Origin of the sequence: Virgibacillus sp. L01 (genome assembly GCF_052246775.1) — a bacterium.
Lineage (GTDB): Bacteria > Bacillota > Bacilli > Bacillales > Amphibacillaceae > Lentibacillus.
The window spans coordinates 102,225-128,211 of record NZ_JBQQCP010000007.1 but is presented as its reverse complement, the minus strand read 5'-3'; the positions used below and the strand labels follow the sequence as shown (position 1 = coordinate 128,211).

The following is a 25,987-nucleotide window of genomic DNA, read 5'->3' as shown; positions in this document are numbered from 1 at the left end:
AGGAGCTCAGCGCAGACATGTTGAAACTGGAAAATAAACAGAATCAGAATTGCTGTATCGCTCGTCCAATCCGAGTTGCTGGCATTTTTTATAATGCTTGAAACCAATCTCCGAAACTCCCAGTGTCTTGCAAATAGTATCTAAAGGATATTGACCCTGAAGAGCATCAATCGCTTGATACCTTTCTTCAATACTATGGTGAGACATGCCAATAAACTTTTTTAGTATGTCTAATTCTGCCGATAATTCCTCAATCAATTTATCCGGTGTTGCTGAACTCTGGTCGTTATGAGAGTGACCAATTTTCCGGTCAAATGCAGCGACACCTTCCTTGTGGTATTTCTTAAGCCATACATAAATATTATCTCTATGGCGAATTCCTAAATCATTCAACACTGACTGAACGGGTTCATCTTTTTCAAGTACACGCCGAACTGCTTCAAGTTTAGTTTTCTTTGTATACCGCTGATATTTTGCCTGCTTTCCCATATTCCCTACCTCCATACTTTAAATGCAATTTATATATCCATAAACTCATTCTAATACGTATGGTGTGCAATAAATTGTATAGCTAAACAGGATTAACCAATCGAAGGTACAGTAACGATAATCATAACAACAAAGATAATCATCAAATAATTCACGGAATACAAAAACATCTTGTTGGCCCAGTCCAAATCGTCCTTGGTAAAGAAACCGCTAATTCCAAGTGTCAGCCAACCAATATTTAACAAGGTTGCAATCACCATAAACGTTGTTCCCAATGAGGCAAGATAAAATGGTAACGGAAGTAAACAGGCAATGTAAATAACTGTTTGACGTTTAGTAATTGCGAGTCCATGTACCACCGGAAGCATTGCCACTCCAGCAGCCTTGTATTCATCATATTTTCGTATGGCGATGACAAACGTGTGGGGGATTTGCCAGATAAACAAAATAAGAAACATAATTATCGGAACAGTATGATTAGCAGGGTTTAATGCAGCCCAGCCTATTAAAGGTGTTACTGCACCAGAAACACTTCCAATTACAGTATTAAGTGTATATTTACGTTTCGACCACATCGTATACAGAAACACATATAAAAACCAGCCAATGAAACCATATAAAGCTGCTTCTATCGTTGTGAACAGTAACAGTATTAAACCAACTACAGAAAAAATAATTCCCATCATTAAAACAGCTTTTAACGATAGGTTCCCAGTTACTGTAGGACGATTCTTTGTTCTTTCCATGATCGTATCAATGTCAACATCGTACCAATTATTAAGGATAAGTGCGCCAGCCATCACGCATGTACTGCCTGCCATTGTTAACAGGAATAATTCCCAGTTTGCAGTAAAGGTCGAGTTAGTAAAATAAAGTGCAAGCCAGAACCCAGCAAAAACAGGGAGTACATTGAAAATTAACACTACCGCCTTAAAAAGTTCTTTTAAATCAGACAGAAAAGTATTGGGATTTTGTTGAGGCGATATAACAGTTTTATCATCTTTCTTCATTTACAGTTTCCTCCCAAGCCTTCAATTACATCTTATTCATTTTAACATTTATCACAACCAATCACATGGATGAAAACTGTAACTTAAAAAACAGACAGGAATTCTGTCTGTTTCAGTATTTCTAGTATTAAAGCTATTTCGTATTATATGCTAAGCATTTTTTTGGAGGTTAATACACAGCTGCTGATAGGCATCGGATTCGTGATTTAATCCTTTATCCCGATAGGCTTTAGATAACCATTGAAGTGGTTTTGGCTGAGTAGGCTTTAGCTCCATCTCCCAGCTAAAGCATTCAATTGCCTGATCCAATAGATTAAATTCATAATACAACTCTCCAAGCGTTTGCATTTGGTCCAGATCATCACTTAGCCTTTCCATGGTATCGATTTTTCTGATGATCTCCAGACTCCCATGATTTTCTTTAAAAGGTTTTAGTAATTCTTTAATATACGCTACTTCATGGTTCTCCAATAACGAGACAACATATTTATTAAGAAGTTTTTCAGCTTTTTCAGGGGACGTGTAAATAACTGATTCTAATATAGTATTAAGCATTTCTGGATGTGAAGAATATGTTCTTGAATCAAGATGCTCAAGCAATTCTCCAAAAGTTTGAATCTGATCATTACTAAGTCTAAATTCACGATTCTGCATCATATGGAAAACTTTTTCGATTTGGTGGGTTTTTACATATTTATTAAATAAATCTTGCTGTAGTGGGAGGAAAGCTGGTAACTGGCTGTCTAAACGTTCTAAAATGGATTCCGCTTCATTTTCGTTTAAATGCTGCTCCAGTAAATTTGCGAGTGACCTGTAGTAGTCAGTTGCAGGGGCCATGGATAATTTGTAACTATATAAGGCAATCATATCAGTCCATCGTGATTCTTTTTCCAAATGGTCGATTAGCTGTTGAAACCGCTGATTATCATCTATTTGGGAGTAAAGAATTTTTTCAGCAAAGATTAAATCCTTCGCTAGCAGATCGTCTGATTGATTGTTATACTGGTCATCATACTTTTTGAAAATAGGATCATTAGAAACCTGTGTCACGAAACTGTGCTTCGGTGCAAAATCCATTAAAACACGGATAATCCGGTAGCCCAGGAATCCTTGACCATTGCGGCGATAAACATAAAATATTGATTTAATCTCTTCAAACAGATGTTTTTTTGGAATAAATGATTCAAAGAAGGTAAGAATAAAAGCTTTTTCTTGCGGAGTATAGTTTGTTTCGAGTTTCTTTAGCAATGGCTTATAACCGATAATTTTACATGGATGATTGGATGAAAGCAGCATGTCGATAAACGGGTGTGGGGCGTTGTAAACAATACCTCTTTTAAATGCGCTCTCAATGAGCGATTTTCGACGCAGCCGCTTTGCTTTTGCTGCAGTGAGGAAATTGTTTTTATAAAAGAACAGGTAATACATCTCATTGTTCTCACTTATTGCTTCAACTATTTCACTTTGCATATATAACGAGATTCTTTCCGGCTGCACTCGGATCTGTTTCTGCTGATCATAAATTAAAAATTGACCCATATCCATATCGCACACTCCCCTAATCGCTTTTTCCAATTATAACATACGAAGAGATAGAGGGACAGAGGGGACAGGTTTATCGTCCCAGGTTGTGACACTTCAAACAATTCGCAACAACTTAAAAGCGACCACCCTTAGGTGATCGCCTGTTAATTTTACTTTTTGCCATCGTTTAATTTTTCAACTTCTTCAGGACTTGCCATTTTAGTTGAGCCTTTATATCGAGTACCTACATCTCGGTCTGATTCGACGCGTCCGCTTTGCTTCAACTTTTTTTCTTGACGGTCTCTTCCCATTTTTAAGCACCTCCTATACTTAAAATGAGTCACCCCAAAAAGATTTATTCGTAGGGAAAATAATAAAAAAAAGCTTCTGAACCAACTCGTAATAGAATTGGCTTAGAAGCTAATACTACCTAAAGGGTTAAGGATTCATTGTCTGATAACTTTGGTATTTATGAATGGCTTGGCCACCATAGCCAGGTTCGTCTGCATACATTTTATCTACAATTTCTAATTGTTCATTCATGTATGCTTCTCCTTCTTCAAAGAATGATACTTTTTCATAAGGCTCTAAATATTGTGTTTCCACCCCGACTACTGCTTTCACTCCATTCTTACTAGCATATTCCATCTCATGTTCGATATGGTACGTAATTGAATCACGGCCTTCTGCAAAATCTCGATATGCCATTAAGGCAACACTATTAACTGTGTCCATCACATGATCTGACAATGGCATGGATTTCCCACGGTAAGTAGTTTCATATTCTTCTCCATCAAACCAAAAAGGCATTGCTACCATAAATTCAAAATCATGGGTTTGACTATACGCTTTAGAAATCTTATTTAATATTTTTAAGCCGCTAAGATATTCTTGAATTAGTTGCCCCCTCTCATTTGTATCCCATTCGTCCAATAAATATGGTTCGATGTCAAATTGAACCCCATCAAATTGCTCGTCTTCTGATGAATGGCAATTGTACTCAAAAACATCAAGCATACGGCTTATAGGAATATGGTGATTTTCCTCCTTTGCCCATTCAGATGCCCCATCTAAAGCGTACACTTTTATATCACTTTCATGTGCCAATTTAATAAATTTGCGATATTGTTCTGGATGCATTTTCAAATAAATATCACTATTACGTTCTCCAATATTAAGATAAATCACATTGACTCCCTTTTCTTCAGCAAATTCAATCATTTCTTCCCGATTTTCCGTAGTATCGATATCTTCATTAGGGAACCACGACCACATAGCCTTATCTTTTCCAGAAGTCGTCTCCGCTGATACAGATAGAGGTATAATTGTAAACACCATAACTAACCCAACTAGTATAGCAAGCAATTCCCCTCTGTTGATTTGCATTTTAAACATATACATCCTCCTAAGCTTTTTTTAATAAGATCCAGTGGGCGTCAGTAATTTCAAATACTTGTTTCTTCATAATCACTCCTCAACAAAAATTATTGTTTACCCCTATTCAGAATGCATTGGCAGATACAATTTGTTTGTATACGTTACTTCTAACATAACCCTCCTCTTTATCAGAAAATGGTAGCCTTTCCTCTTCCAGTTCTGATATAGAATCTAATCGGCCTTCCAGATATTCAGTAAGCCTGTTAAACGTGGTGTCAATCCTGGCTAACAACCCTCCGTACCTGATGTCTAACACTTCCCATCCAAAAGGTTTATTATTATCCATCCAAAGTTGGTAATGAAGTTCTCTTAACCTCTCAACTCTACGCTTCAATTCTGGAAGATTATTAGCTGCAAGGTGCTGGAGACCTTCTTTATCACCAGAATCGTATAATGCTTTCAGGGTTACACCCAGTTCACTCTTAATACTTAGGACAGAACAAATTTGGCAGGGAACATTAAAGATTGAAGACCAACCTCCAGCACGTTTTCTACCTTTTTCTAATTTGTGTGTAAGCTGTTCATAGAACTGATTTAGTGGAACACCTTCCAAATGCTTATCAAAAAGACCTAAAAGGGGGTCCTGCCATAATAAAAACTTAGAGGGGTTATCAGGTTCTAGCTGCATGCTCTGATCTGATCCAGGGGGGTGATCGATCTCTCCCAATAGAAGGAAATCGTTCATATCTACTCCTGTAATGAATTCAAACCTGTTTCTTACTTTCTCCATATCAATATCACGCATATAACTGTGTTCTGCTATTAACTGCATTCCTAAAAGACTAGTAAATGGATCAGTCTCTGCACCATCATCACCCCATAGTGTTGCAAACACCTCGTCTATCCCACCTTCTTTGCAAGCAGACATTGATGCATTCATAGTATGGAACGTTTTTTGATAATTTGGAGCGATTCCGTTCCAAGTCCATATACCACCCGCAAATAGAGGGGTTGAACCTAATTCTTTATGCTTTTGGAGAAATTGTTTATAAAAAGCTTCATCCTCATGGTAATAATCCCAGTAGACAAATTGGACTTCACCAGGTAGTTCATTTATAACTCTCTCAGGTATGACAGCTTTTGTATCATAATAGTCACCTTTTTGGGAAGCCATCCTGAAGTACATGTCACTCCAAATCATTGGACTCAAACCTTTTTGACTTGTGATTTTTAATACTTCTTTCAGATGTCCACTCATAATATCAAAGCTTGGTTTATAGCCATTCTTATTTAAGTATTGACCTTTTCCCAATAAGTGGGCTTCATCCATTCCGATATGAATAAGTTTTGTTCGAAAAGGCGCTGTAGAAGCCTCAATCATCTGATCTATCAACTGATATGTTTCACTGGATTCGGCCAACAAAATATCAGCTGTATCCTTGATGTTAGTATTAACATCCCATCGTAAAAATGTAGAAAGGTGAGCTAAAGTTTGGATACTTGGAATTACTTTGATCCCAAATTGGTTAGCATAATCATCAATCTGCCTCAGTTCTTTTTTACTATATCTCCCACGCATATAACCGAAATAAGGCTGTTCTTCAACTTCATAAGTGTCTTCTATATAAAGCATCAACATATTCAGCCCCATCATAGCCATAATACGTATTAATTTTTTCACCTGCTTCTCCTTCATGACTGCGTTTCGGGAACAATCAAGCATTATACCGTTCATTTCAAATTGTGGATTTTCTTCAATTTGAAATGAACCACTTCGTTGAGCATGTTCTAAGAATAAACTTAATGCCCGGTAAAAATGGATCTTTTCATGATAACAAATGTTACCTTTATGTTTATCTAGTGACACATGGATGTTTTCCTTGTCCCACTTTTGGACTGTCACAGGAATACCTTTATCAAAAAAAGAAAAACCGAATGCAGCACTCAATTCCTTTATACCTGGTTGAATATCTCCAATTTCACCCTCGATACTAAACTTCAAGATAGCGCACTCTCCTTTCATCTAAATGAGAAAAGCTATTACAGTTCAATGGCATTCCCATGTACATGAGATTGATAGCAGCCCTCGATAACTTGAATGATAGATTTAGCATAATCTCCAGAGTTATCAATAGTTCCATCTCCATTTATAGCCGAGACAAGCTCAATAAGTTGCTTTTCAAATGGGGATGAAACTTGTAAGGTATCAATCCGTTCATAGACACCTTCTTTACTCACCCAAACTCCTTTTCCCGCTTCGACTCTTACCATCCCTCTTGTGAAAAACAATTCTGTAGCGTGCCTTGGGACCACTTCATACCCGCAAAGAGAAATGGTTGCTGGAATCCCTTCAGTAGTTTCTAAAAAGAGAAGACCACTACCCTCGATATCTGTAGTAACTTTTAAATTTTTACTAACATAACTCATCTTAGATAATACCTTGGAGAACCTGGTTCCCAGCATCCACTGAACTTTATCAATGCAGTGGGCACCTAGATTCATTACAATCCCACCACCAGCATTGGCAGATTTATAAAACCAACTCGGCCGATCTTCGGTAAAGTAATTCATGTACCTGTTTTCATTGACCATGACAAGGTCTCCTAATCGTTCTTCTTCAATTATTTTTTTCGTAATGATATTTTCTTGAAAATAACGCTGAATATGCCCGACCATCAACTGAACATTATTCCCTTTAGCAGCTTCCATTATTTCTTCACATTCTAATGTGTTCAAGGCCATTGGCTTTTCCAATAATATGTGGCAGCCCTGGTTAGCGGAAAATACTGCTGCTTCTCTGTGCAAATAGTGAGGCAACGTAATTACCACAATGTCAGGAGTTTCTTCTTGAATCATATGACGGTAATTAGTAAAGTCAGTTACTTTGAATTCCTCGGCCATCTTTTTTGCCTTCCGCTCATCGATATCTGCTATGGCTACTGCTTGTAATTCATTGATTGCATCTATAGCCTGCATGTGTTCTTTTGCAATAATCCCTGCTCCTACAATACCAACTGTTAAATTCATGACCTAATCTCCTTCACACATTATAACCACTTAATAGGACACATAGATTTCCTTTAAGCAATCAGAAAGAAACTTCGAATCCCTCAAAGCATTTTCATATAGTAGTTGGGGTGTTTCCCCCTCAGATCTGACACCTTCAGTGAATTCTAATGAATAGGTACCCTTAAACCCCACTTCTTTTAAGATACGAATGCGTTCTTTGACCAACTCGGATTGTTTTTCTAATAGCTGAAAATCTCCATTCTTATATAAACTGACATGGGCATGTATAATAGAGGGGCCAAAGTAAGAAAACCATAACTCAAGATTAACGTCATGAAATGGATGGATAATAAGCCCAAATTGATCTGAATTTAATTTATCAAAAATCTCTTTTGCCTTTTTAGGGTCTTCCATTACAGTTCCATGATGACATTCACAAAGAAGCTTGCATCCAGCGGGTAACATATCTTTCCACTTTAAGACGTTTTTTATATATGTCTCCTGCAAGGACTGGTCTGGTCCTATATTGAACTTCACTTTTTTTGCTCCCAATTGATTTATCATTTCAGCAGTCAATTTCCGTTCTTCTTCAAATTGATCATCAAACCTGACATAAGAATTAAAAACCTCCAACGGCAATCTTGATTGTTTTAGCAATTGGACTTCTTTATTTGAGGCTTTTAATGCGTGATTCTCCCATAGTTCCACGCCATCAAAATCATTTTCCCAAAAAGTCTCCAGCCATTTACTTGCAAGGATGGTAGGAGTTCTGCCAGGTCCCCACCGATTCTTCTCAAGTAACACAGTATTTATTAACAAACGTGTCATAGGCCACCTTTTCCTCCTTCAAACTTCATACTAATAATGATTCAAGATTAGCAATTGAAGAAAAGTCATTACTGAATTGATTAAAATCAATATGATATACATATCTTGGACGTCCCCGCCCTTTAACCTGCTCTTCACCAATCACTTCTGCTATCCGATGATCTTCTAAAGTGTTAAGGATTCTTCTTGCGCTCCTTAATGTTATAGAAAAACCGTTAGCTAATTCAGTAGTGGTAATCTTATTACTCCCGATAGATTCACAAAAGCAGAACAACCGATGTATAGTAGCCCCACTCATTCCAATTTGTTTTAATAATGAATCGTCCTTTTCATATCGAATAGGGAAAGTAGTGGCCTTACTGGATTTATAATAATTTGTGACCTTACTAGTGATGGTAGTCATGTATGACTTTAAACATGCGTAGGTTGGCATGAATAAATAAGTGTTCACTCGATGTGCCCTCAATGATTCATAAACATTTGGATGGCAGGTTATCACAGCCTGTACCTTATCCACTTGCCAAGATCGTTTATGAAAAGCAATTAAATCTTCTGCTTTCATACTTGGTTCATACTCTATAATTTTAAGTGTTTCAATAGTAATATCTTCTTCATGTAGTTGCTTTCTTATATCTTGTTCATTATAATAATCAACACTTAAATTACATTGTGCTATAGAAGTTCCAGAATTATTGAATAAGCACCTAAAAAGCGTCGTATAAAAAGAAACATTTGAATTCTTCATATAAAATACAGGGGTACCCATAAAAAATTGAGATACTTCTTTTGTTCCAAGTAAAGGATTCACCACTATCACGCCATCAATTTGTTTAGACGATAAATTCTTTAACGTTTCTCCTATTCCAGGGTGGTCTGTTACAGTAATAATAGAAATTTGCGGAATTTCCTTAGCGATGCTCTCTACTTTTTCCAATATGCTTCTATGTCCTATTACCAGCAATTGGATTTCCATTTAGTCACATCCCATTCATTTGTTCCCTCTCACATCAAAGGTTATTTTAATCCAGAAGAACTCGCTCCCCTCACGAAAAACTTTTCGGTGAATAAGAACACGATTAAAATTGGAATGAGCGACATTAATGCAGCGGCCACTAAATATTGCTCTTTCCCAAACCATGCTCCTGACATGGAAAGCACACCGATTGGAAGTGTGAAGTTCTCTTCAGAAGATAAATAAATGGCAGGAGCCATAATCTCATTCCATTTGGTCATAAACGTAAAGATGGTCAGTGTGGCCAATTGAGGCTTACACATTGGTAAAAAAATTCTCCAATATGTTTGAAAAGGCGAACAACCATCAAGTTTAGCAGCTTCTTCATATTCTTTAGGTATCGTAAGGAAGGCCTGTCTCATAAGAAACACTCCGAATGGTTGTGCTAGCCATTCTAAGATCCATAAAGGAATGAGCGTATCAAGAAATCCCATATGATTGAATATTATAAATTGAGGGATAATCATAATAACGGGCGGTATCATTAATGTTCCTAAAACCATGATGAACAGTGAATTTTTGTATGGAAAATTAAGCCGCGCAAATGCATATGCCACCAAAGAACAAGAAAGAATAGCGCCTAAGACGGATAATACAGTCACTATCAAACTGTTCCATCCATATTGAGCAAAATCAGTCAATTGCCATACTTCAACATAGTTCTTCCATTGAAAGGGATCTGGAATCCACTCAACAGGTATAGCTGTATATTGTGCATAGTTTTTTAGTGAGTTTAAGGCCGCCGTAATAAAGGGTGTAAGCATAACTAAAGAACTAATGATAATAACAATATAGCTTATTGTTTTTCTTTTTTTGTTAGGATTTTTTTTCATGAGAAACACCTCTTAGATAGATTTGCCAACTACTTCTCATAATGGACCCACCTCTTTTGCAGCCTCACTTGTATTAGCGTGATTATAAATAGAATTAAGAACAGAACCCATGCAATCGCAGAAGCATAACCCATCTTCAAAAAGGCAAACCCTTGTTGGAATAAGTACAGCATTAGTACCATACTTGCATTATTAGGCCCTCCCGCAGCTGCAATATCACCTGAATTTCCTGTCATGACATAGATTTGTTCAAACGACTGAAAGGTAGTTATCGTACTTAAAACTAATACAAGAAAAGTGGTTCCAGAAATCAAAGGAATTGTGACATACCTGAACTTTTTTAAGATACCTGCCCCTTCAATTTCAGCAGCCTCATACAAATCCTCTGGAACATTCTGTAGCCCTGCCAAGAATATCACCATCATGTATCCGACTCCCTTCCAAACCGCAACAAGAACCAGGATAGGGATGACAAGGTTCTCATCATTAAGCCATCTTTGGGGATCCAATCCTAATTTCAATAGAATGTCATTAGCTAACCCAAACCGTGGATTGAAAATCGCATCAGCTACATAAAGTACAACTGTCCAGGATGATATGACAGGGATAAAATGTGCAATCCTGAAAAACTTCAGCCCTTTTAAACTTTGGTTTAAGGCTACGGCCAGTATTAGAGCTAAAATAGTCTGAGCCGGAACAAATAATACAGTGAAATAAACAGTGTTAGTCAAGGATTTCCAGAATACTGGATCATTAATAAGCTTGTTATAATTCTCTAAACCAATCCATTCTGGAGCATTCAGCATATCGTAACTTGAGAAACTGAAATATAAAGAGGCAAGTAAAGTAAAAACAATAAAAACGATAAAGTGAATGAGATAAGGGGAAATCATGAGCAATCCCCATTTCCCCTCATAACTCAATCCTTTCCTCTTCCTTTTATTTTTCACGCTAGTTTTTATGCTGCTTTGCGAATTTTTATCGCCCTTCATAAGAGTCACACTTTCTTTGGTCGGTTTAATTTTTATTGGTCTTCATAAAACTCATCTAATACTTCCTGAATTTCCTTATCAGCTCTTTCTAAAGATTCCTCTACTGTTGTTTCACCGAGGAAGGCACGGTTGAGGTTGTCGCCCATCTTTTTGACCCACTCTGACCAGACAGCATTAACATCCAATGTTCCTGCAAAGTCAAAACTATCTAAAAATGCTTGTTTGTTTTCGGGTTTGTCACCTGAATTTAAAAATAAATCAGAGTTTGCTACTGACTTTTTCACTGGAACTGCTTCTCCCAATTCAGCCCATTTTTTCTGCACATCGTCGCTAGACACCCAATATTTGATCCATTCCCATGCAGCTTCTGCTTTTTTATCCGAAGTGCTATTACTGATAATCCATGAGTTGGCAATAACAGGTGCGAAGCGTTTTCCATCCGGTCCCTTAGGTAGGACAGTGACATCATAATTCACACCGGTTTCATTTGCTGCTAACACCCTTGCGTAAATGCCTATCCTCATAGCAGCCGTCTCGCTAGGGAAAGGAGACATAGGGCTTTGGAAAGATTGAAGATCTGATGGATCTGTAAAGATTCCACGCTCCATTCCATCGACAATGTATTCAACAGCCTCCTTATTCTCCGGTGAGTCTACAATAGAATTTTTCAAGTCTTCTCCAAGCACTCCTCCTCCATGTGACTTCAATACAGTCATCCATCCTTCTGTAATGTTAAAAAAGGTAAGTCCATATTGGTTTATACTGCTTGATTCAAAACCAGTTTCATTAGCGTTATTACCCTTTCTATCAAGCGTTAATTTAGCCCCAGCTTCCTTAAGATCTTCCCAAGTCCAGGTATCATCAGGGTAGTCTACACCTGCTTTGTCAAACATATCTTTATTATAAAAAAGCGAAGCAATCTGGATTCCTTGAGGTACTGCCCAATATTTTCCTTCAGACCCTTTATTAAAGTCCAAACCGAAGTATTCCTCTTTATCTAGGTCTTTTTCAATCAAATCAGTTAAATCTTTCGCTGCTCCACGTTCGGCATACTTTTGTACGAATACACCATCGGATAACCATACATCGGGCGCATTACCCCCGGCAATCTGAGTATCCAACTTTTGAAAAAATTGTTGATAAGGTGCATTTTGAGTTTTAACTTTAATATCAGGGTGTTCCTCCTCAAATTGATCAATAATTTCATTCATTTTTTCATCTGCGCTGCCTGAGGAATAAAATCCAAGCGTGATTTCCGTAGTAGAGGAATTAGAACCTCCTTCTTTTCCTGTTGTATTTGAACATCCTGACAAAATTAAAACCAAAACCCCCACCAATACTACTGTTAATTTAGATAACCTTTTTGCATCCAATATTTATACCTCCTTTTATTTTGGTAACGCTTTCAACTTCTATATTAAGTGTTATAATGATATCAGAAAATGTAAATTAATTTGAAAGTTTGTGTTTTTTTAAATAGAATGAAAACAATAAATATTACTTTGTTAATAGTAGTTATAGGAGTACGACTTAATGTCCTTCAAATTGAGTTCAATAAATTCAAAACTATTTTTAATCATTATCAGTTTCGTTTGCATACCACTCCTAATATTAGGGAATATCTGGTATGAAAAAACGACAACGGCAATTAAAAATAACGCCGTACAATATAGCCAGCACCTTTTAAAGCAAACTAATGAATATTTAGACTTCTATTTAAATGATTTGGAGCAAGCAACAGTTCCCTTTCTTTCTGCATCACAAGTCCAAACTTACCTGGAATTAGATCCTAAAAAATCTAATAGATATGAACGGTTTCTTATTTCTCAGCAAATTCAGGAGGACTCTTTTGCAAGTATTTTGGACGGGCGTTCCGATATATACGGAATCTCTCTGGTCAATAAAAAAGGGATGCAAATACATAATTATGTAAAAGTAGATGAAGTTTTAAATATGAGAGAAATCAGAAAGAGAAACACCCGATTATGGAGTAATATAGATAATTTAGAACCTTATCAGATCTTGGAAATTGACTTTATTTATGGTACCCCTGTACTGACAATAGTGCGTAAAATCTATGATAATAACACATACGAAACGTCTGGCTTATTGATTGTAAACCTTCGCTTGAACAAAATTGCAGACATCATCAGTGAAGTAACATTAAGCCATTTTAATAATGTTTTGATAGTAAATAATCAAAAGGAAATTATATATCACCCCGATCAACGTGAGCTTGGTCAAACATTCTTATATAAACAAAATGAAAATAATAACGAAGATCGCTTTCTAATAAGCAGTATAGATAGCAAAAAGACCTTAAATGTGTATGACTATTCCTCAAAATCTAATTGGACCATGGTGGCAAGTGTTCCCCTGGGTAAAATTATGTCCTCCTTGATGACTCTGAGGAACTCCACCATATGGACAGGATTGCTCCTAATAGGTGTAGCATTAGTACTCGTGGGAGGATTTTCATTTTTCCTAACGCACTCATTAACCAACTTACAGCAACTGATGAAAAAGGTGGAATCCGGAAATTTTAAAATCAAAAAGAAAAAACCATTTCCCTTTTATCGAAATGATGAAGTCACTGACCTTTACAACAGCTTTTATACAATGACTGACGAGTTGAAACGTCTCATTGAAGAGGTCCAACACTCAAAGGGGGTTGAGAAAGAATTAGAACTTAAAAAAAGGGAATCAGAATTGAAAGCCATGCAATCTCAAATTAACCCTCACTTTCTTTATAACACTTTAGAAATAATAAATTCTTATGCCATAATTGAAGGACAAATGATGATTAGTAGAATGACTACATCACTAGCGGATATGTTTCGCTATAATGTGAGTAATTCAAAATCCGTGGTGACACTTCAAGAAGAAATTGATCAAATCCGTTCCTATCTACAAATTCAAAAAGAACGTTTTGATGATCTTGATGTGACATATGAGTTTGAAGAGAATGAGATATTGGATGTTTTGACTGCGAGGCTAACAATTCAGCCAATTATTGAAAATGCATTTATTCATGGGTACGAAGAGCATGCATTAAGTCCAAGCTTTATTGGTATTCATGGAAAAAAGGAACCTCATTACTATACTCTTTACTTAGTCGACCTTGGACAGGGTATGAGCAAAAAGACAAGAGATGACTTTAATCATGCTTTTGAATATTTGCAGGATCCTCCAACAGAAAATAAGACTACTAAAAGAATCGGACTTATAAATGTTCATAATCGGATACGCGGAAACTTCGGTCATCCGTTCGGTATATATATTAAAAGATCGGATTTGCAAGGGACTACTATTGAAGTTAGGTTACCCTATACGAGTCAAGCAAGAAAAAAGGAGGATTAATATGTACACGGCGATAACAGTGGATGATGAAAAAATGATCAAAAGAAGTATTGCAGCACTAATAGAATCAAACAAAACAGGATTTGAAATTGTGGGAGAAGCAAGGGATGGCATAGAAGCTATAACATTGAATGAAAAGTATGCACCGGACCTTATCATTACAGATATTCGCATGCCTAAACTAAATGGGCTAAAATTCATTGAAAAATTAAAAGAGGCTAACACCCGTTCAAAATTTATTATCATATCTGGTTATAAAGAATTCGATTATGCCCAATCTGCAATTCGTTATGGTGTAGTCGACTTTCTTTTGAAACCACTCAAACCAGAACAGTTCCTATCCTCTTTACAAAAAGTTCATCAACAGTTGGAAATCGACCAAGAATTTGCTAAAGAACGGAGTGAATGGCTATGGGTTATGAAGTCATTTTCTGAAGACCTTGTTCAAAAGCTTTGGCTTCTTGAAGAAAAAGAAGTGTATCAGATGATAAATGCTATGCATGAAAAACTCATTGCGAAACAACAGAGCAATGAGATGATAAAAAGACTTTATACAGATTTGTTCATTTATACAAATGGAGAATTGAATAAACACACAGATTGGACAGAGAAATACAAATTCCCCGATGAATTTAGCTTCCCGGACGAACCATCAAAATTGAAGGATGCCTTATATGATGTTTGCAAATCGATTATCGATCACTTTAAGAAAACTAGAAATATCGGACACCGTCACAATATATTGACTACAGTGAAATATATCGAATCAAATTATTCTAATGAAAATATCTCCCTACAAGAAGTAGCCGATATGATTGACATGTCTCCTTCTTACTTCAGTATGGAATTCAAAGCAGAAATGGGGATTAGTTTCATACAATTTATCACCAAAATGAGAATCGACCTAGCAAAAGAATTGCTGAATAACCCTGCCTACAAAACATATGAGATAGCCTATACAGTAGGTTATAGCGATTACCCTCACTTTACAAAGACCTTCAAAAAACATGTCGGAATCACACCTACACAATACAGAAAACGACTTGGAATATAGCATTAAAAAATCACCAGTGCACTGGTGATTTTTTAAATGTAGAAATGCGCCTTATACTTTTACAACCCAGGATCGTTCTTTTCCTTTCTCGCGTTTAATAAATAATACTTCTCCTGTCATATGTGTTCCTGAAAATTGATAACTGAATGGACCTTGATGAGAAAAAAGAATAACTTCTGATTCTTCTTTTCTGTTTATCTCAATCGCTGTCACTTCTTCGTCAGAAAGCTTTTGAGAGTTAGTGTCAAATACCTCAACTTTTTCTATGGAAAAATCATTGTTCATTCCTTCCCGATATGGAACCAGCGCAGTAACAAACTTTGTCAAACCTCTACCTTGCTGATTGGTAATAAGTTTGCTTGATTTTTTCTTTTCATTATAATTCCTAGAAATCCAGCACTCCTCTCTTGTCAGGCCAATGGATTCCAAAGATATCATGTTTAAATTAACCCCGTTAATTCCTTTTGCCTTAATAGAAGAATGGTCCTGATCAATATCAAAATTTAGATTTTCATCAAAGTGAAAATGCTGCTTAAATTCATGGTCATAACGAGAACGAAAAGTATCTACTAAGATCCAATAATGAGGCTTTACGTAGAAAATTTGCCGAAGCACCTGGACGGGATCTTCTAAGCGACAATAGCCTGTATGACCTGCTTGCACGTAATCAAACAATGGATGGCTTTTCCAGTATTGATTGGTTGGTTGAGCGACTTTATTCCAGCTCCAAGAATTCTGATAACAAGAAATACTCTGGTCATCCACACTGGTAGTATTATGTTGAAATGATTCTTTAAAATAACGTCTTTCATCATTTTCCATGTATGTGTATCGGCCTGTATCCACAAGCAAGTCACTTCCATGGGCATGTAAATCAAAATGAAGAAAGTCATCATGGCCATGCGCACGAATAATATCCATGTGGCCCCCGTCAAAAAGTAAGTATTGGCTCTTCTTCGACCAATCGCTACGCATAATTGAATAACCGGCTTGTTCCAGTTGTGCTGAGCAGTAGTCCGGATCTTCACTTTCAATTCCATCATATATTTCTATACCCTGACGTCCGTAGTACCATATACCTTCATAATCCAACATCTTGTATCCTTGATGCTTTAAGTCCCCACGCTTATAAAGGACCGCTCCCCTGCTCAAAACATCCCTGATGTCCGTATGATCACTGTCACTGAGCATGGGTTGGCGGCCATTAGGTTTGATGAACTTTAGAGAAGCAGTAAACATTTTATTTAATGTATCTTTTAAAATCTGTGAAATTGGGAGTTGGTTGATTTCCGCAAGAAGTACAGGTTCGAATAAGCAGTGAAGCACTTCATGATGGTACATGGGACTTTGTTCGTTGTGCATTCCATCTCCAAAGACTTGAAGCCTGCACATAATCTCTAAGCGTTCCAGTGCTAAATCCAGCCATCCAGAAGATTCCTCTAGCTGGGGGAACAATAAGGCGATTTGAAACAGTCCATTGGTCGCCAAAAACCCCCAATTACTTTGTTTATCATGTGGCGTGTATGCGATGTTTAAATACATGCCGTGCAGCCTTACAGCTTCTATAAAACGGGACTCTTCATTTTCCCCCCATAGGCTAGACTCACATACACAATAATATCCCTTGATCCAGTTAGTGATCCGGATACCGCTATCTAGTTTCCTCCAGGTGTCCTTAACATTATACTGCCTAACTTTACTTTGGTTGACTTCCTCCTCTGACAAAGGATTCTGGCTTAGCCAATTCTTCATCAAACGAATATAGTTTTCAACAAATTTTTCGTCACCAGTCAACCAATAGGCTTGACCTAATTCAGACATGAATCTTGCTCGGTTCAGGTTAACTGTCCATTCAAAATCATCCTGATAACGATATGTCCAATCAATGTCCTTCTCAAAAGTAATTGGTGTCTCACATCTTTCCATGTCCCATCGGTGAGTAAAAATAAATGTATTTTCACAAGCCATATTCGCTCTTTCAATTACTTCTTTAACTTCGTCCTTCCATTGATTCCGGCAATACTCAGTTATTACCCTGCTATCTTTTTGGGAGTAGAAAAACTTTATTTTATCTTTATTTTTATACACGTCTTTCCTCCTAAATTATTTTATTTTCTTATAAATGGAAGCCACTTATTTAGATTGTTATTCACAAAATCATTATCATGCAGGTGAGGATACTCTTGATAGATGCGATCAATCGCTTCCGATTGTCCTGGGCTAAGTTGTTCTTTATCAAGTAAGCACCAGTTTCCTCTTAATAAGCCTTGTCGTGCTAATACTTCGTTGATGCCGGCAATACATCCTTTGAAACTATTTGCAGCATCAAAGAAGGCAGCATTTGCGTCGGTAACCTGATTGGATAATGGGAAAAACTTCGTAACATCACCATTTTCCCGACGTGTTTGCTTAATCTGATTGAATTGTTCTACGGCCTTTTCCGTCCAAACGGCCCAATGTCCTAACAGTCCACCAACAATATCTTTTTTGATTGTTTTACCATTAACTTCTACCTCATAAGTCGTTAATAAATCAATAACTATATTGTCGTCATTCCCGGTATAAAGCGCAATCTCGTCACTTCTGCTGGAATGGCAAACTGCTCTGACAACATCAAGCGTTTTATAGCGATCAAAGGGTGCCATCTTAATCGCATGAACATTTGGTATTTCAGCAAACTCTTTCCAAAATTCGAAGCTCAATGTTCTTCCGCCTACCGCTGGCTGCAGGTAAAATCCGAAAATAGGTATTACTTCAGCAACTTGTCTGGAATGCTCCAGCAGTTCTTCCTCTGATAAGTGGTTAAGTCCACCAAAACTCAGTAATCCGAAGTCATATCCTAAATTCGTTGCGATTTTCGCCTCACCAATTGCTTGATCAGTTGATCCGCAGATTCCGGCGATTTTAATAAAAGGACGATTTAAATCTCGTTTATTTACTTCGTCAGCTGCAAGTTTTAGAACCTTTTCAAAAAGGTTAAACTGCGGATCCCGGATTTCAAATTGTGTCGTATGGACTCCAACAGCCACTCCGCCAGCACCTGCATCCATATAATAATTGGTTAATGCACGTTGTCTTTGTTCGTCCAGCAGTTTATCTTCTGTTAATGCAAGGGGATGTGCGGGTATAACAGTTCCTTGAAAAAGCAGATTTTTAATAGCTTGTTGTACCATTTAAAACGCTCCTTGTCTTTCCTGGAAGTGTGTTGGTTTTTCAATAACTTCACCGTCATTCTCCAGCCATGTTGCCGTCCATTCAATCATTTGTTGCAATGGAACACTTGGGTATCCGAATAACTTGTGTGCTTTTCCAGCATTATTAAGGAGAGCGTTTGGTGCTTCCTCATTTTTAAATGTAACGGCCTTTTTAAAATGTCTGCCAAACTCTTCAGCAATAAACCGAATAGAAGCAGTTTCCGGCCCAGTAATATTTAAAATAGCAGGATCAGTACTGCAGTGAAGTAATGACCGGATGGCAAATTCATTTGCATCACCTTGCCAGATCACATTTACATGACCAGTTGTCAGATCTACCGGGTTATCCTGATATACTTGCTTGGCAATTTCCAGTAATACACCATACCGCATATCAATAGCGTAATTTAGCCTGTATAAAAGAATAGGTGTATCATTTTTTTTTGCAAAGTGAGTGAATACACGTTCTCTGCCTAAACAAGACTGAGCATACTCGCCAATTGGGTTCGTTGGGGTTTCTTCCGTGCAGCCACCCTTTGTTATATCGACAAATGGATAGATATTCCCGGATGAAAATATAACAATATTAGCATCTGAAAATCTCTCGGCGACCCTGCCTGGGAGATAGGCATTCATCGCCCATGTTAGATGTTCGTTACCCATCGTTCCGAATTTTTTCCCAGCCATATAAATAACATTTTTCACATCTGGCAATGCTTTTAGCTGCCTTTCATCCATTAAGTCTGCAGATATGGTTTCGACACCAAACTGTTCAAGTTCCTCCTTTAAAGTACCTTTAGAAAATCTTGATACACCAATTACTCTCTTATTCAGGTTTCCTTGGTTCACGGCATTTTTAGCGAGCCTTGCTAAAGTAGGCCCCATCTTCCCTCCAACGCCTAATATCAAGATATCACCATCTAATTCTGATAAGTCATCTATTAAACGGGCAGATGGTTCACACATTCTTAATTCAAGTTCCTCTATCGTGTCCATTTAATCCACTCCTCTATTTATTAAGAATTTTGCATTATCTTAAAATAAATATTAGAGAACTGGATTAAGAAAAACAACGACTTTTATACGTCCTTTTTAGTAAAAGCATCTTAATAAGGCTGTTTTTAAAAAGTATTAGATTTTAGGATATGTGAAAATATAACAACAAGTTGTCTTTGTAGATGGGTACTATAGAACTAGTGGTATAGGTTTGAACCAGAATACAGTGTTATTGAGCAAAACAGGGGTTATTCACGTTTATTGTGAAGGTAATTTTATTGAGGAAGTTAGATTTTCTTTTTCTGAAAAGTATCCTGATTAATCAATTTGAAGGGATAGTTGATGAATATTGTAAACAACTAGGAGTCTAATTTCTTTAGTTTAATTTGTTGTTTTCTTATATTATATTCAATTACCTTAAAGAAAGAGTCCAATCCTTTGAACTCTTTTTTGAAGATTAGAATGCTGACTGTCCCAAAATAAAATCAGTACTGTTTTTTCCTTCTGTTCTCTGAAACCATCTCAGAAGCGATATCATACATTCTCTCAACACCCTTTTCGGAAGCTTCAAAGTTATATGCGTTTTGTTCAACAATTCCAATATTATTTGCTTCTTTTGCAGCATCAATATTCGCACCCATAAAAATAAATTCCCATTTGTATTTATCCTGCTGGTGTTTTATCAGTTCTTTTACTTTTTTATAGGAAAACTCACGGCTTGCATTTTCCATACCATCTGTTGTAATAACTACTATAACATTGTCCGGATGCTGCTCTTCACGGGTTCTCGATAACCTGTAACCCACATCTAAAATAGTCTTTCCCACTGCATCCAATAACGCTGTCGTCCCTCTTACATAATACTCGTTCTCCGTTAGCCTTATGCTGTTGGCATCAACGCCATTCCATAACACTTCATACTTGTCATCAAATAAGACTGAAGTGAGAATCGTTTCGCCCTCAAGTTGACACTGCTTACCAGTAAAAGCATTAAACCCACCAATAGTATCACTTTCAAGCCCCGCCATTGACCCACTTCTATCCAACAGGAAAATAATTTCTGTTACATTTCTACTCATAATTATCATCTCCTCAAATTTTTAATCTGTTATAATATTAACTGAGAATATCCATGTTTTGGTCGCCTAACAAGCGACATATTTGGGAGGTGGACAATGTGCTTGATGAAAAGTTTTTTCTGCAAATGCAGAAGTATGTAGAGAATTATATAGATATAATTCCAGTTGATGTTTGTGAATCCTCTGAGAAAGTTGACTACAGTATTCATAAAGAAATAGAACTTATTGAATTAGAAGACTTTATTGAAGATAACCGTAAGCCTACACTCAAAGAGGTATTGTTTAACTTAATTGATGAAAAAAATACTAGTGACGCTGATGTCTATAAAAAAGCCGGAATTGATCGCAGACATTTTTCAAAAATACGATCCAATCCAGACTATCAGGTAGGAAAAAACACCGTTATAGCCTTTGCTTTAGCACTTGAACTGAATAAAAAAGAAACCGACAAGCTATTAAGCTCTGCCGGGTACTCATTGTCCGAAAGCGACACCTACGATCTGGTTATTCAGTTCTGTCTTGAGAAAAAGGTATACAATATCCACGATGTAAATCAGGCGTTAGACTATTTTAGTTTAAAACCATTAACAGGATTGCATTCATAAGGAGAGGCACCTTATTTACGAAACATGGACAAGAACTTACCCAAAGTTCCTATAGGTTTTTTCATCGATTCTTCTAAACGTTTATTAAAATCATTTTGTGATCGCCATTCTTTTTTCTGTTCATCCCGCATATTTTGTATTTCCTTTTGTAAGAATTCGGTTTTTTCTTTCTCCTGTTGCAACAATGTCTCATAGTGGTTATTCTGTTGTTCAGTTAATTTCTCAATTCTTGCAGTTCTTTGTGCTGAGTTTCCGATACCAGAACTTATAACATGATGATCTTGCTGGAGCTGGGAAACAGTAGTTTTAAGTTGAGACATATCATTTGTCAGCTGGACATTCATTTCACGTGTAGCCGCTAATTCATTGGCTAAAAACATTAAAGACTCTTTTAACTGATCGAGATCTTGGGGTGAACTACCAGGTGAATCAGGTATCGTTATCTCTGTTTTATTGAATCCATCTAATCTTAATTTTTGTTGATTTACAAGGTATGTAGCTATCTCACCTAAGGGCTTGTCCGTATCGCGTATCGCTATAAGTGATTCGATGTCAGAACGAACGAAAATACGCCGGTCACCATCTTTGAAAAACTCATATCCATTTCGTTCTAAAACTTGGCCATACTTTCTAACAGTAGGTGTTGCGATTTCCAATTCATCTGCTACTTCCTTCGTGGTGAATGATCGTTCATTAGGCTGTATATCATGTCGCATATCGGATCTCCTCTCTAGTAGAATATGAAATTTTTCGATAAAATTACAAGGTATATCGCCTGGCGATACGAAGCACATACACGGCAGGTTAATACTTTGAAGAATATTTGAAAACTTGGCTTATCGCCATACCTTTGGCGAAAGCCTTTGTTGCACTTATTCAATAAGAAAGTATTTATACTTTCTTATTGCTAATATAGACTAACCCTGATCTTGAATGAGTTTATCAGCCACTCCGACTCATATTTTTCATGTCCATATCGCGTATCGCTATAAGCGATACGAAGATATTGAACTCCCTATATATCATATATCGCCCTTTGATTCAACCAAGATTTCTAGCAAATAAGGAATATAACTACTACTCTTTTGGAAGATAATTACCACTTATACTATCGAATACATCATGTATTATACCGAATCTCCATATCTATTAAATATGAAGGTTTTTCGAAAAATTTGCAAGTATATCGCCTAACGATATGAAGGGACAAGAGGGACAGGTTCATCGTCCCAGATGGTTAGTTCCGGGTGTATCTACCGTGTTATATATCGGATTCCCTTATCTATCAAATAATGAGAGTTTTGAAGTGTTTGTGTTCATATCGGGCAGCGATACGAAACACATTAAAAAAAGTCAATCAGTATGTTTTTATAGGAAATTTGGTAACAATTTAACTTTGTCCAGGAGTCCAGATCTTCCCGCACCTGGGGTTTACATGGGATAAACTCATCCATATCGCGTGCCGCTATATGCGATGCGACGTGGGACAAGAGGGACAGGTTCATCGTCCCAGATGGTTAGTTTCGAGTGTATCCATCGTGTTATTTATCGGATTCCTTTATCTATCAAATAATGAGAGTTTTGAAGAGTTTGTGTTCATATCGGGCGGCGATACGACATACATAAATTGAGTCAATCAGTATGTTTTTATAGGAAATTTGGTAACAATTTACTTTGTCCAGGAGTCCAGATCTTCACGCACCTAGGGTTTACATGGGATAAACTCATCCATATCGCGTGCCGCTATATGCGATGCGACGTGGGACATGAGGGACAGGTTCATCGTCCCAAATTGGTTGCTTTCGAGTGAATATATCTACTATATTATATATTGGATTCCCTTATTTATTAAACTATGAGTTTTTTTGAAGAGTTTGTGTTCATATCGGGCAGCGATACGAAACACATTAAAGGAGTCAATCAGTACGTTTTTTATAGGAAATATGGAAACAATTTAACTTTGTCCAGGAGTCCAGATCTTCACGCACCTAGGGTTTAATGGGATAAACTCATCCATATCGCGTGCCGCTATATGCGATACGACGTGGGACAAGAGGGACAGGTTCATCGTCCCAGATGGTTAGTTTCGAGTGTACCCATCGTGTTATATATCGGATTCCCTTATCTATCAAACAACGAGGTTTTCGAAGAGCTTTTGTATCATATCGCCCGGCGATACGATACATATGAAAAAGTTAACTAACACATTTCTTGAGGAATTTTAGAAATCAATCTTATTGTTCCAAGAGTCTGTCCGCCTGGCACTCAAGCTTTACACAGGATAGACTCTTCCGTATCGCATGCCGCTATAAGCAATACGGAGGGACAGGAGAGAAAGGTTCACCGTTCCAAATTGTTGTTTTTGAATGTGATATCCCCTTCCCACATGTCCCTTCTATTTTCCACAGCATTTTTTAGCCACTTCCACATATACATGGCTCATTACGACCAACTTTGATATTCTCTCTTATCGGGATTACATTTGACTCCTTGTCACTTACGGAGGGTTCAGGCTGTAAATGCTCATGTTCTACTGGAGATAAATCACTGGGTGTATTGCCTTTTAAAACCCACAAGGGACGAATTAACAATTTGGCTCATCGTCCCAATACCCAGTTATTATTTCTGCTCCGCAACAATTATTTGAATTTTCTATCCATTTATTTTTCACTTTGAATTTTTAATGCCGACTCTTCTTCATTAACTGCCATATGTTCACTTAAAATCATGTTCAGCTTCTCTTTCATTTCACCTGTGGTAACAATACAGTTTATAAACCGGAATTTTGTCTTAATCCTCAATTCATACTTATCATTAACCTCTTTTGAGGCACCATAGTATCTATGGTTCAAATCAATAGGGATAAATTGAAACGACTTTACTTTTTTCCAAGCAACAAAGCGACTTCCACAAAGTACACCGTCACCAATTACCGCAAATAAATTTAGAAAACTATATGAATAAATAAGAAGGATGGTCATCAATGGATAGAAAGACCAATTAACCCCATTTAAAAACAATCCTAAGAAAAACATGACGATCACAAACACGAGATTAAGAGAGTAAACAATGATTCCTATCTTTTGTTTAGAATATATCGGGAAATTCACTACTTTTTGAGGGTATTTTCTAATGGACGTAATCTCTTCATTGGTTGTAGGTAAAATAATATCTTGCCTCATTTTTATCATGACTTGAATAAATTTGTAGCTATAGTACCCAATAACAATTAAAAGTAATATATCAATAAATAACTTCAATCAAATCACCTCTTTACTATGAAATGAACTATAAGGACAAGAGGGACGAGTTCATCGTCCCAGAATATTGTTTTGAAAAGGATATATCCCCTGACACCAAGTTTCAATGTTTTTCAGCCTGTATTTAAAAATGATTTTTTTACTTTTTAATACTCCACCGCTTTTGATAACCCTTTCGTTAAAATACGTTCCATATACTAACCATTCTAAGATTCGAGTCCATTTCCATAAGCTTCCTATAGGCTCATTATAGTACTAATCCTACAGTGAGTTTTTTATCACTCTTAAGTTCCCGTCGTCTCAGCATTCTTTCGTTCAAAGTTATCGAGCAATGCACGCACTTCATCTGTTGACTCTGTACTCATTAATTGGTTTCTTAACTCACCAGCCCCTGGAATCCCACGGACATATACCTTGAAAAATCGACGAAGAGGCTTGATCTGCCGTGGTTCTAATTTTGAATATTTATCATGAAAATCCAGATGCAACCTTAAGAGGTCGAGTAATTCCTCACTACTATGGTCTTTTGGCTGTTTCTCAAAAGCAAATGGATTTTTAAAAATACCACGCCCAATCATTACCCCATCGACATCGTATTGATGAGCAAGCTTCAAGCCTGTTTGACGGTCAGGAATATCCCCATTAATCGTCAAAAGTGTATCCGGTGCCACCTCGTCACGAAGTTTCTTAATCTCCGGGATTAGTTCCCAATGTGCATCAACATTACTCATTTCCTTTTTTGTACGCAGATGAATAGAGAGATTAACAATGTCTTGTTTCAATATGTTTGTTAGCCAGTCGCGCCATTCGTCTACATCAGTGTATCCAAGTCTTGTCTTCACACTTACGGGCAATCCACCCGCTTTTGCTGCTTGTATGATATCTGCAGCAACTTCTGGACGACGGATCAGGCCACATCCCTTCCCTTTCTGTGCCACATTATGCACAGGGCATCCCATATTGATATCTAAACCCTTAAATCCTTGTTCCGCCATACCAATACTCATTTGCCGAAAATATTCAGGCTTATCTCCCCATATATGGGCTACAATGGGTTGTTCATCCTCTGTAAAAGTCAAACGCCCACGCACACTCTGGATCCCCTCAGGGTGACAATAACTATCTGTATTTGTAAACTCTGTAAAAAACACATCAGGTCTGGCTGCCTCGCTTACTACATGGCGAAAAACAACATCCGTTACATCTTCCATTGGTGCCAATATAAAAAACGGTCGTGGTAAATCACGCCAAAAGTTATCTACCATATCTTAATTCAAATCCTCTCACTATAGAATACTAGGTCAAACCCCTAATCTTAAATTATAAAAGCAAAAAAGTTCTTGTTCTTTTATACTTATATCATGC

Annotated in this window: 23 protein-coding genes; 4 read left to right on the top strand and 19 right to left on the bottom strand. The window is 37.1% G+C overall.

All coding sequences use genetic code 11. From position 1 onward, the window contains the following. Positions 1 to 6 precede the first annotated feature (6 nt). The 12 genes from ACTWQM_RS13925 to ACTWQM_RS13870 form a co-directional block, all read right to left on the bottom strand. Positions 7 to 489 (bottom strand): transposase, encoded by a 483-nt coding sequence (locus ACTWQM_RS13925; RefSeq protein ID WP_443258764.1) that lies wholly within the window; start codon positions 487 to 489, stop codon positions 7 to 9. 92 nt (positions 490 to 581) lie between these two features. Beyond that, positions 582 to 1,499, bottom strand: a complete 918-nt coding sequence (gene cyoE, locus ACTWQM_RS13920) for a heme o synthase (protein ID WP_443258763.1) — start codon at positions 1,497 to 1,499, stop codon at positions 582 to 584. 150 nt (positions 1,500 to 1,649) lie between these two features. Continuing rightward, a complete protein-coding gene (locus ACTWQM_RS13915) occupies positions 1,650 to 3,038 on the bottom strand; it encodes a hypothetical protein (protein ID WP_443258762.1) in 1,389 nt (462 codons plus the stop codon). 155 nt (positions 3,039 to 3,193) lie between these two features. Further along, positions 3,194 to 3,334 (bottom strand): YpzI family protein, encoded by a 141-nt coding sequence (locus ACTWQM_RS13910; protein WP_443258761.1) that lies wholly within the window; start codon positions 3,332 to 3,334, stop codon positions 3,194 to 3,196. Between the two features lie 127 nt (positions 3,335 to 3,461). Continuing rightward, complete coding sequence (locus tag ACTWQM_RS13905; protein WP_443258760.1) at positions 3,462 to 4,418, bottom strand: hypothetical protein; 957 nt, start codon at positions 4,416 to 4,418, stop codon at positions 3,462 to 3,464. Between the two features lie 106 nt (positions 4,419 to 4,524). Next, positions 4,525 to 6,402, bottom strand: coding sequence for a beta-N-acetylhexosaminidase (locus ACTWQM_RS13900; RefSeq protein WP_443258759.1), 1,878 nt, complete (start codon positions 6,400 to 6,402; stop codon positions 4,525 to 4,527). A 38-nt stretch (positions 6,403 to 6,440) separates the two neighbouring features. Next, positions 6,441 to 7,427 (bottom strand): Gfo/Idh/MocA family protein, encoded by a 987-nt coding sequence (locus tag ACTWQM_RS13895; protein ID WP_443258758.1) that lies wholly within the window; start codon positions 7,425 to 7,427, stop codon positions 6,441 to 6,443. Between the two features lie 30 nt (positions 7,428 to 7,457). After that, positions 7,458 to 8,237, bottom strand: a complete 780-nt coding sequence (locus ACTWQM_RS13890; RefSeq protein ID WP_443258757.1) for a sugar phosphate isomerase/epimerase family protein — start codon at positions 8,235 to 8,237, stop codon at positions 7,458 to 7,460. A gap of 25 nt (positions 8,238 to 8,262) precedes the next feature. After that, positions 8,263 to 9,210, bottom strand: coding sequence for a hypothetical protein (locus tag ACTWQM_RS13885; protein WP_443258756.1), 948 nt, complete (start codon positions 9,208 to 9,210; stop codon positions 8,263 to 8,265). 41 nt (positions 9,211 to 9,251) lie between these two features. Continuing rightward, positions 9,252 to 10,082, bottom strand: coding sequence for a carbohydrate ABC transporter permease (locus tag ACTWQM_RS13880; protein WP_443258755.1), 831 nt, complete (start codon positions 10,080 to 10,082; stop codon positions 9,252 to 9,254). Positions 10,083 to 10,111: 29 nt separating this feature from the next. After that, entirely contained in the window at positions 10,112 to 10,975 is an 864-nt protein-coding gene (locus tag ACTWQM_RS13875) for a carbohydrate ABC transporter permease (RefSeq protein WP_443258874.1), read from the bottom strand. 131 nt (positions 10,976 to 11,106) lie between these two features. After that, a complete protein-coding gene (locus tag ACTWQM_RS13870; protein WP_443258754.1) occupies positions 11,107 to 12,447 on the bottom strand; it encodes an ABC transporter substrate-binding protein in 1,341 nt (446 codons plus the stop codon). Between the two features lie 160 nt (positions 12,448 to 12,607). Between ACTWQM_RS13870 and ACTWQM_RS13865 the strand changes: the two genes are divergently transcribed. Together ACTWQM_RS13865 and ACTWQM_RS13860 are read left to right on the top strand one after the other, a co-directional pair. Continuing rightward, entirely contained in the window at positions 12,608 to 14,434 is a 1,827-nt protein-coding gene (locus tag ACTWQM_RS13865) for a sensor histidine kinase (RefSeq protein ID WP_443258753.1), read from the top strand. Between the two features lies 1 nt (position 14,435). Further along, entirely contained in the window at positions 14,436 to 15,488 is a 1,053-nt protein-coding gene (locus ACTWQM_RS13860) for a response regulator transcription factor (protein WP_443258752.1), read from the top strand. A 51-nt stretch (positions 15,489 to 15,539) separates the two neighbouring features. On the opposite strand, the gene ACTWQM_RS13855 is transcribed toward ACTWQM_RS13860, so the two are convergent. From ACTWQM_RS13855 to ACTWQM_RS13845, 3 genes are read right to left on the bottom strand one after another with little or no spacing between them, the layout of a single operon-like run. Next, positions 15,540 to 17,576, bottom strand: a complete 2,037-nt coding sequence (locus tag ACTWQM_RS13855; protein ID WP_443258751.1) for an alginate lyase family protein — start codon at positions 17,574 to 17,576, stop codon at positions 15,540 to 15,542. A gap of 20 nt (positions 17,577 to 17,596) precedes the next feature. After that, on the bottom strand, positions 17,597 to 18,661 hold the full coding sequence (locus ACTWQM_RS13850) for a dihydrodipicolinate synthase family protein (protein WP_443258750.1): 1,065 nt from the start codon (positions 18,659 to 18,661) through the stop codon (positions 17,597 to 17,599). After that, positions 18,662 to 19,678 carry an NAD-dependent epimerase/dehydratase family protein gene (locus ACTWQM_RS13845; RefSeq protein ID WP_443258749.1) on the bottom strand — a complete coding sequence of 339 codons (1,017 nt, stop codon included), beginning with the start codon at positions 19,676 to 19,678 and terminating at the stop codon, positions 18,662 to 18,664. A gap of 226 nt (positions 19,679 to 19,904) precedes the next feature. Here ACTWQM_RS13845 and ACTWQM_RS13840 point away from each other — a divergent pair, with 226 nt between their 5' ends. After that, entirely contained in the window at positions 19,905 to 20,000 is a 96-nt protein-coding gene (locus ACTWQM_RS13840; RefSeq protein ID WP_443258873.1) for a DUF5370 family protein, read from the top strand. Between the two features lie 163 nt (positions 20,001 to 20,163). Here the strand turns inward: ACTWQM_RS13840 and ACTWQM_RS13835 are convergent, their stop codons facing one another. Continuing rightward, on the bottom strand, positions 20,164 to 20,757 hold the full coding sequence (locus tag ACTWQM_RS13835; RefSeq protein ID WP_443258748.1) for a vWA domain-containing protein: 594 nt from the start codon (positions 20,755 to 20,757) through the stop codon (positions 20,164 to 20,166). Positions 20,758 to 20,855: 98 nt separating this feature from the next. On the opposite strand from ACTWQM_RS13835, the gene ACTWQM_RS13830 reads away from it, so the two are divergent. Then, positions 20,856 to 21,362 (top strand): hypothetical protein, encoded by a 507-nt coding sequence (locus ACTWQM_RS13830; protein ID WP_443258747.1) that lies wholly within the window; start codon positions 20,856 to 20,858, stop codon positions 21,360 to 21,362. 11 nt (positions 21,363 to 21,373) lie between these two features. Here the strand turns inward: ACTWQM_RS13830 and ACTWQM_RS13825 are convergent, their stop codons facing one another. From ACTWQM_RS13825 to ACTWQM_RS13815, 3 genes are all read right to left on the bottom strand, one after another. Continuing rightward, positions 21,374 to 22,078 carry a hypothetical protein gene (locus ACTWQM_RS13825; protein WP_443258746.1) on the bottom strand — a complete coding sequence of 235 codons (705 nt, stop codon included), beginning with the start codon at positions 22,076 to 22,078 and terminating at the stop codon, positions 21,374 to 21,376. Between the two features lie 1,944 nt (positions 22,079 to 24,022). Beyond that, on the bottom strand, positions 24,023 to 24,622 hold the full coding sequence (locus tag ACTWQM_RS13820) for a hypothetical protein (RefSeq protein WP_443258745.1): 600 nt from the start codon (positions 24,620 to 24,622) through the stop codon (positions 24,023 to 24,025). Positions 24,623 to 24,906: 284 nt separating this feature from the next. Further along, entirely contained in the window at positions 24,907 to 25,887 is a 981-nt protein-coding gene (locus tag ACTWQM_RS13815) for a tRNA dihydrouridine synthase (protein WP_443258744.1), read from the bottom strand. Positions 25,888 to 25,987: the final 100 nt, after the last annotated feature.

Bases quoted from the DNA above. Each gene is read 5' to 3' on its own strand.
- ACTWQM_RS13915 (WP_443258762.1), bottom strand. From the start codon at position 3,038: ATGGGTCAATTTTTAATTTATGATCAGCAGAAACAGATCCGAGTGCAG.
- ACTWQM_RS13860 (WP_443258752.1), top strand. From the start codon at position 14,436: ATGTACACGGCGATAACAGTGGATGATGAAAAAATGATCAAAAGAAGT.
- cyoE (WP_443258763.1), bottom strand. From the start codon at position 1,499: ATGAAGAAAGATGATAAAACTGTTATATCGCCTCAACAAAATCCCAAT.
- ACTWQM_RS13925 (WP_443258764.1), bottom strand. From the start codon at position 489: ATGGGAAAGCAGGCAAAATATCAGCGGTATACAAAGAAAACTAAACTT.
- ACTWQM_RS13825 (WP_443258746.1), bottom strand. From the start codon at position 22,078: ATGCGACATGATATACAGCCTAATGAACGATCATTCACCACGAAGGAA.
- ACTWQM_RS13875 (WP_443258874.1), bottom strand. From the start codon at position 10,975: ATGATTTCCCCTTATCTCATTCACTTTATCGTTTTTATTGTTTTTACT.
- ACTWQM_RS13910 (WP_443258761.1), bottom strand. From the start codon at position 3,334: ATGGGAAGAGACCGTCAAGAAAAAAAGTTGAAGCAAAGCGGACGCGTC.
- ACTWQM_RS13835 (WP_443258748.1), bottom strand. From the start codon at position 20,757: ATGAGTAGAAATGTAACAGAAATTATTTTCCTGTTGGATAGAAGTGGG.
- ACTWQM_RS13815 (WP_443258744.1), bottom strand. From the start codon at position 25,887: ATGGTAGATAACTTTTGGCGTGATTTACCACGACCGTTTTTTATATTG.
- ACTWQM_RS13895 (WP_443258758.1), bottom strand. From the start codon at position 7,427: ATGAATTTAACAGTTGGTATTGTAGGAGCAGGGATTATTGCAAAAGAA.
- ACTWQM_RS13885 (WP_443258756.1), bottom strand. From the start codon at position 9,210: ATGGAAATCCAATTGCTGGTAATAGGACATAGAAGCATATTGGAAAAA.
- ACTWQM_RS13850 (WP_443258750.1), bottom strand. From the start codon at position 18,661: ATGGTACAACAAGCTATTAAAAATCTGCTTTTTCAAGGAACTGTTATA.
- ACTWQM_RS13905 (WP_443258760.1), bottom strand. From the start codon at position 4,418: ATGTTTAAAATGCAAATCAACAGAGGGGAATTGCTTGCTATACTAGTT.
- ACTWQM_RS13865 (WP_443258753.1), top strand. From the start codon at position 12,608: ATGTCCTTCAAATTGAGTTCAATAAATTCAAAACTATTTTTAATCATT.
- ACTWQM_RS13880 (WP_443258755.1), bottom strand. From the start codon at position 10,082: ATGAAAAAAAATCCTAACAAAAAAAGAAAAACAATAAGCTATATTGTT.
- ACTWQM_RS13890 (WP_443258757.1), bottom strand. From the start codon at position 8,237: ATGACACGTTTGTTAATAAATACTGTGTTACTTGAGAAGAATCGGTGG.
- ACTWQM_RS13845 (WP_443258749.1), bottom strand. From the start codon at position 19,678: ATGGACACGATAGAGGAACTTGAATTAAGAATGTGTGAACCATCTGCC.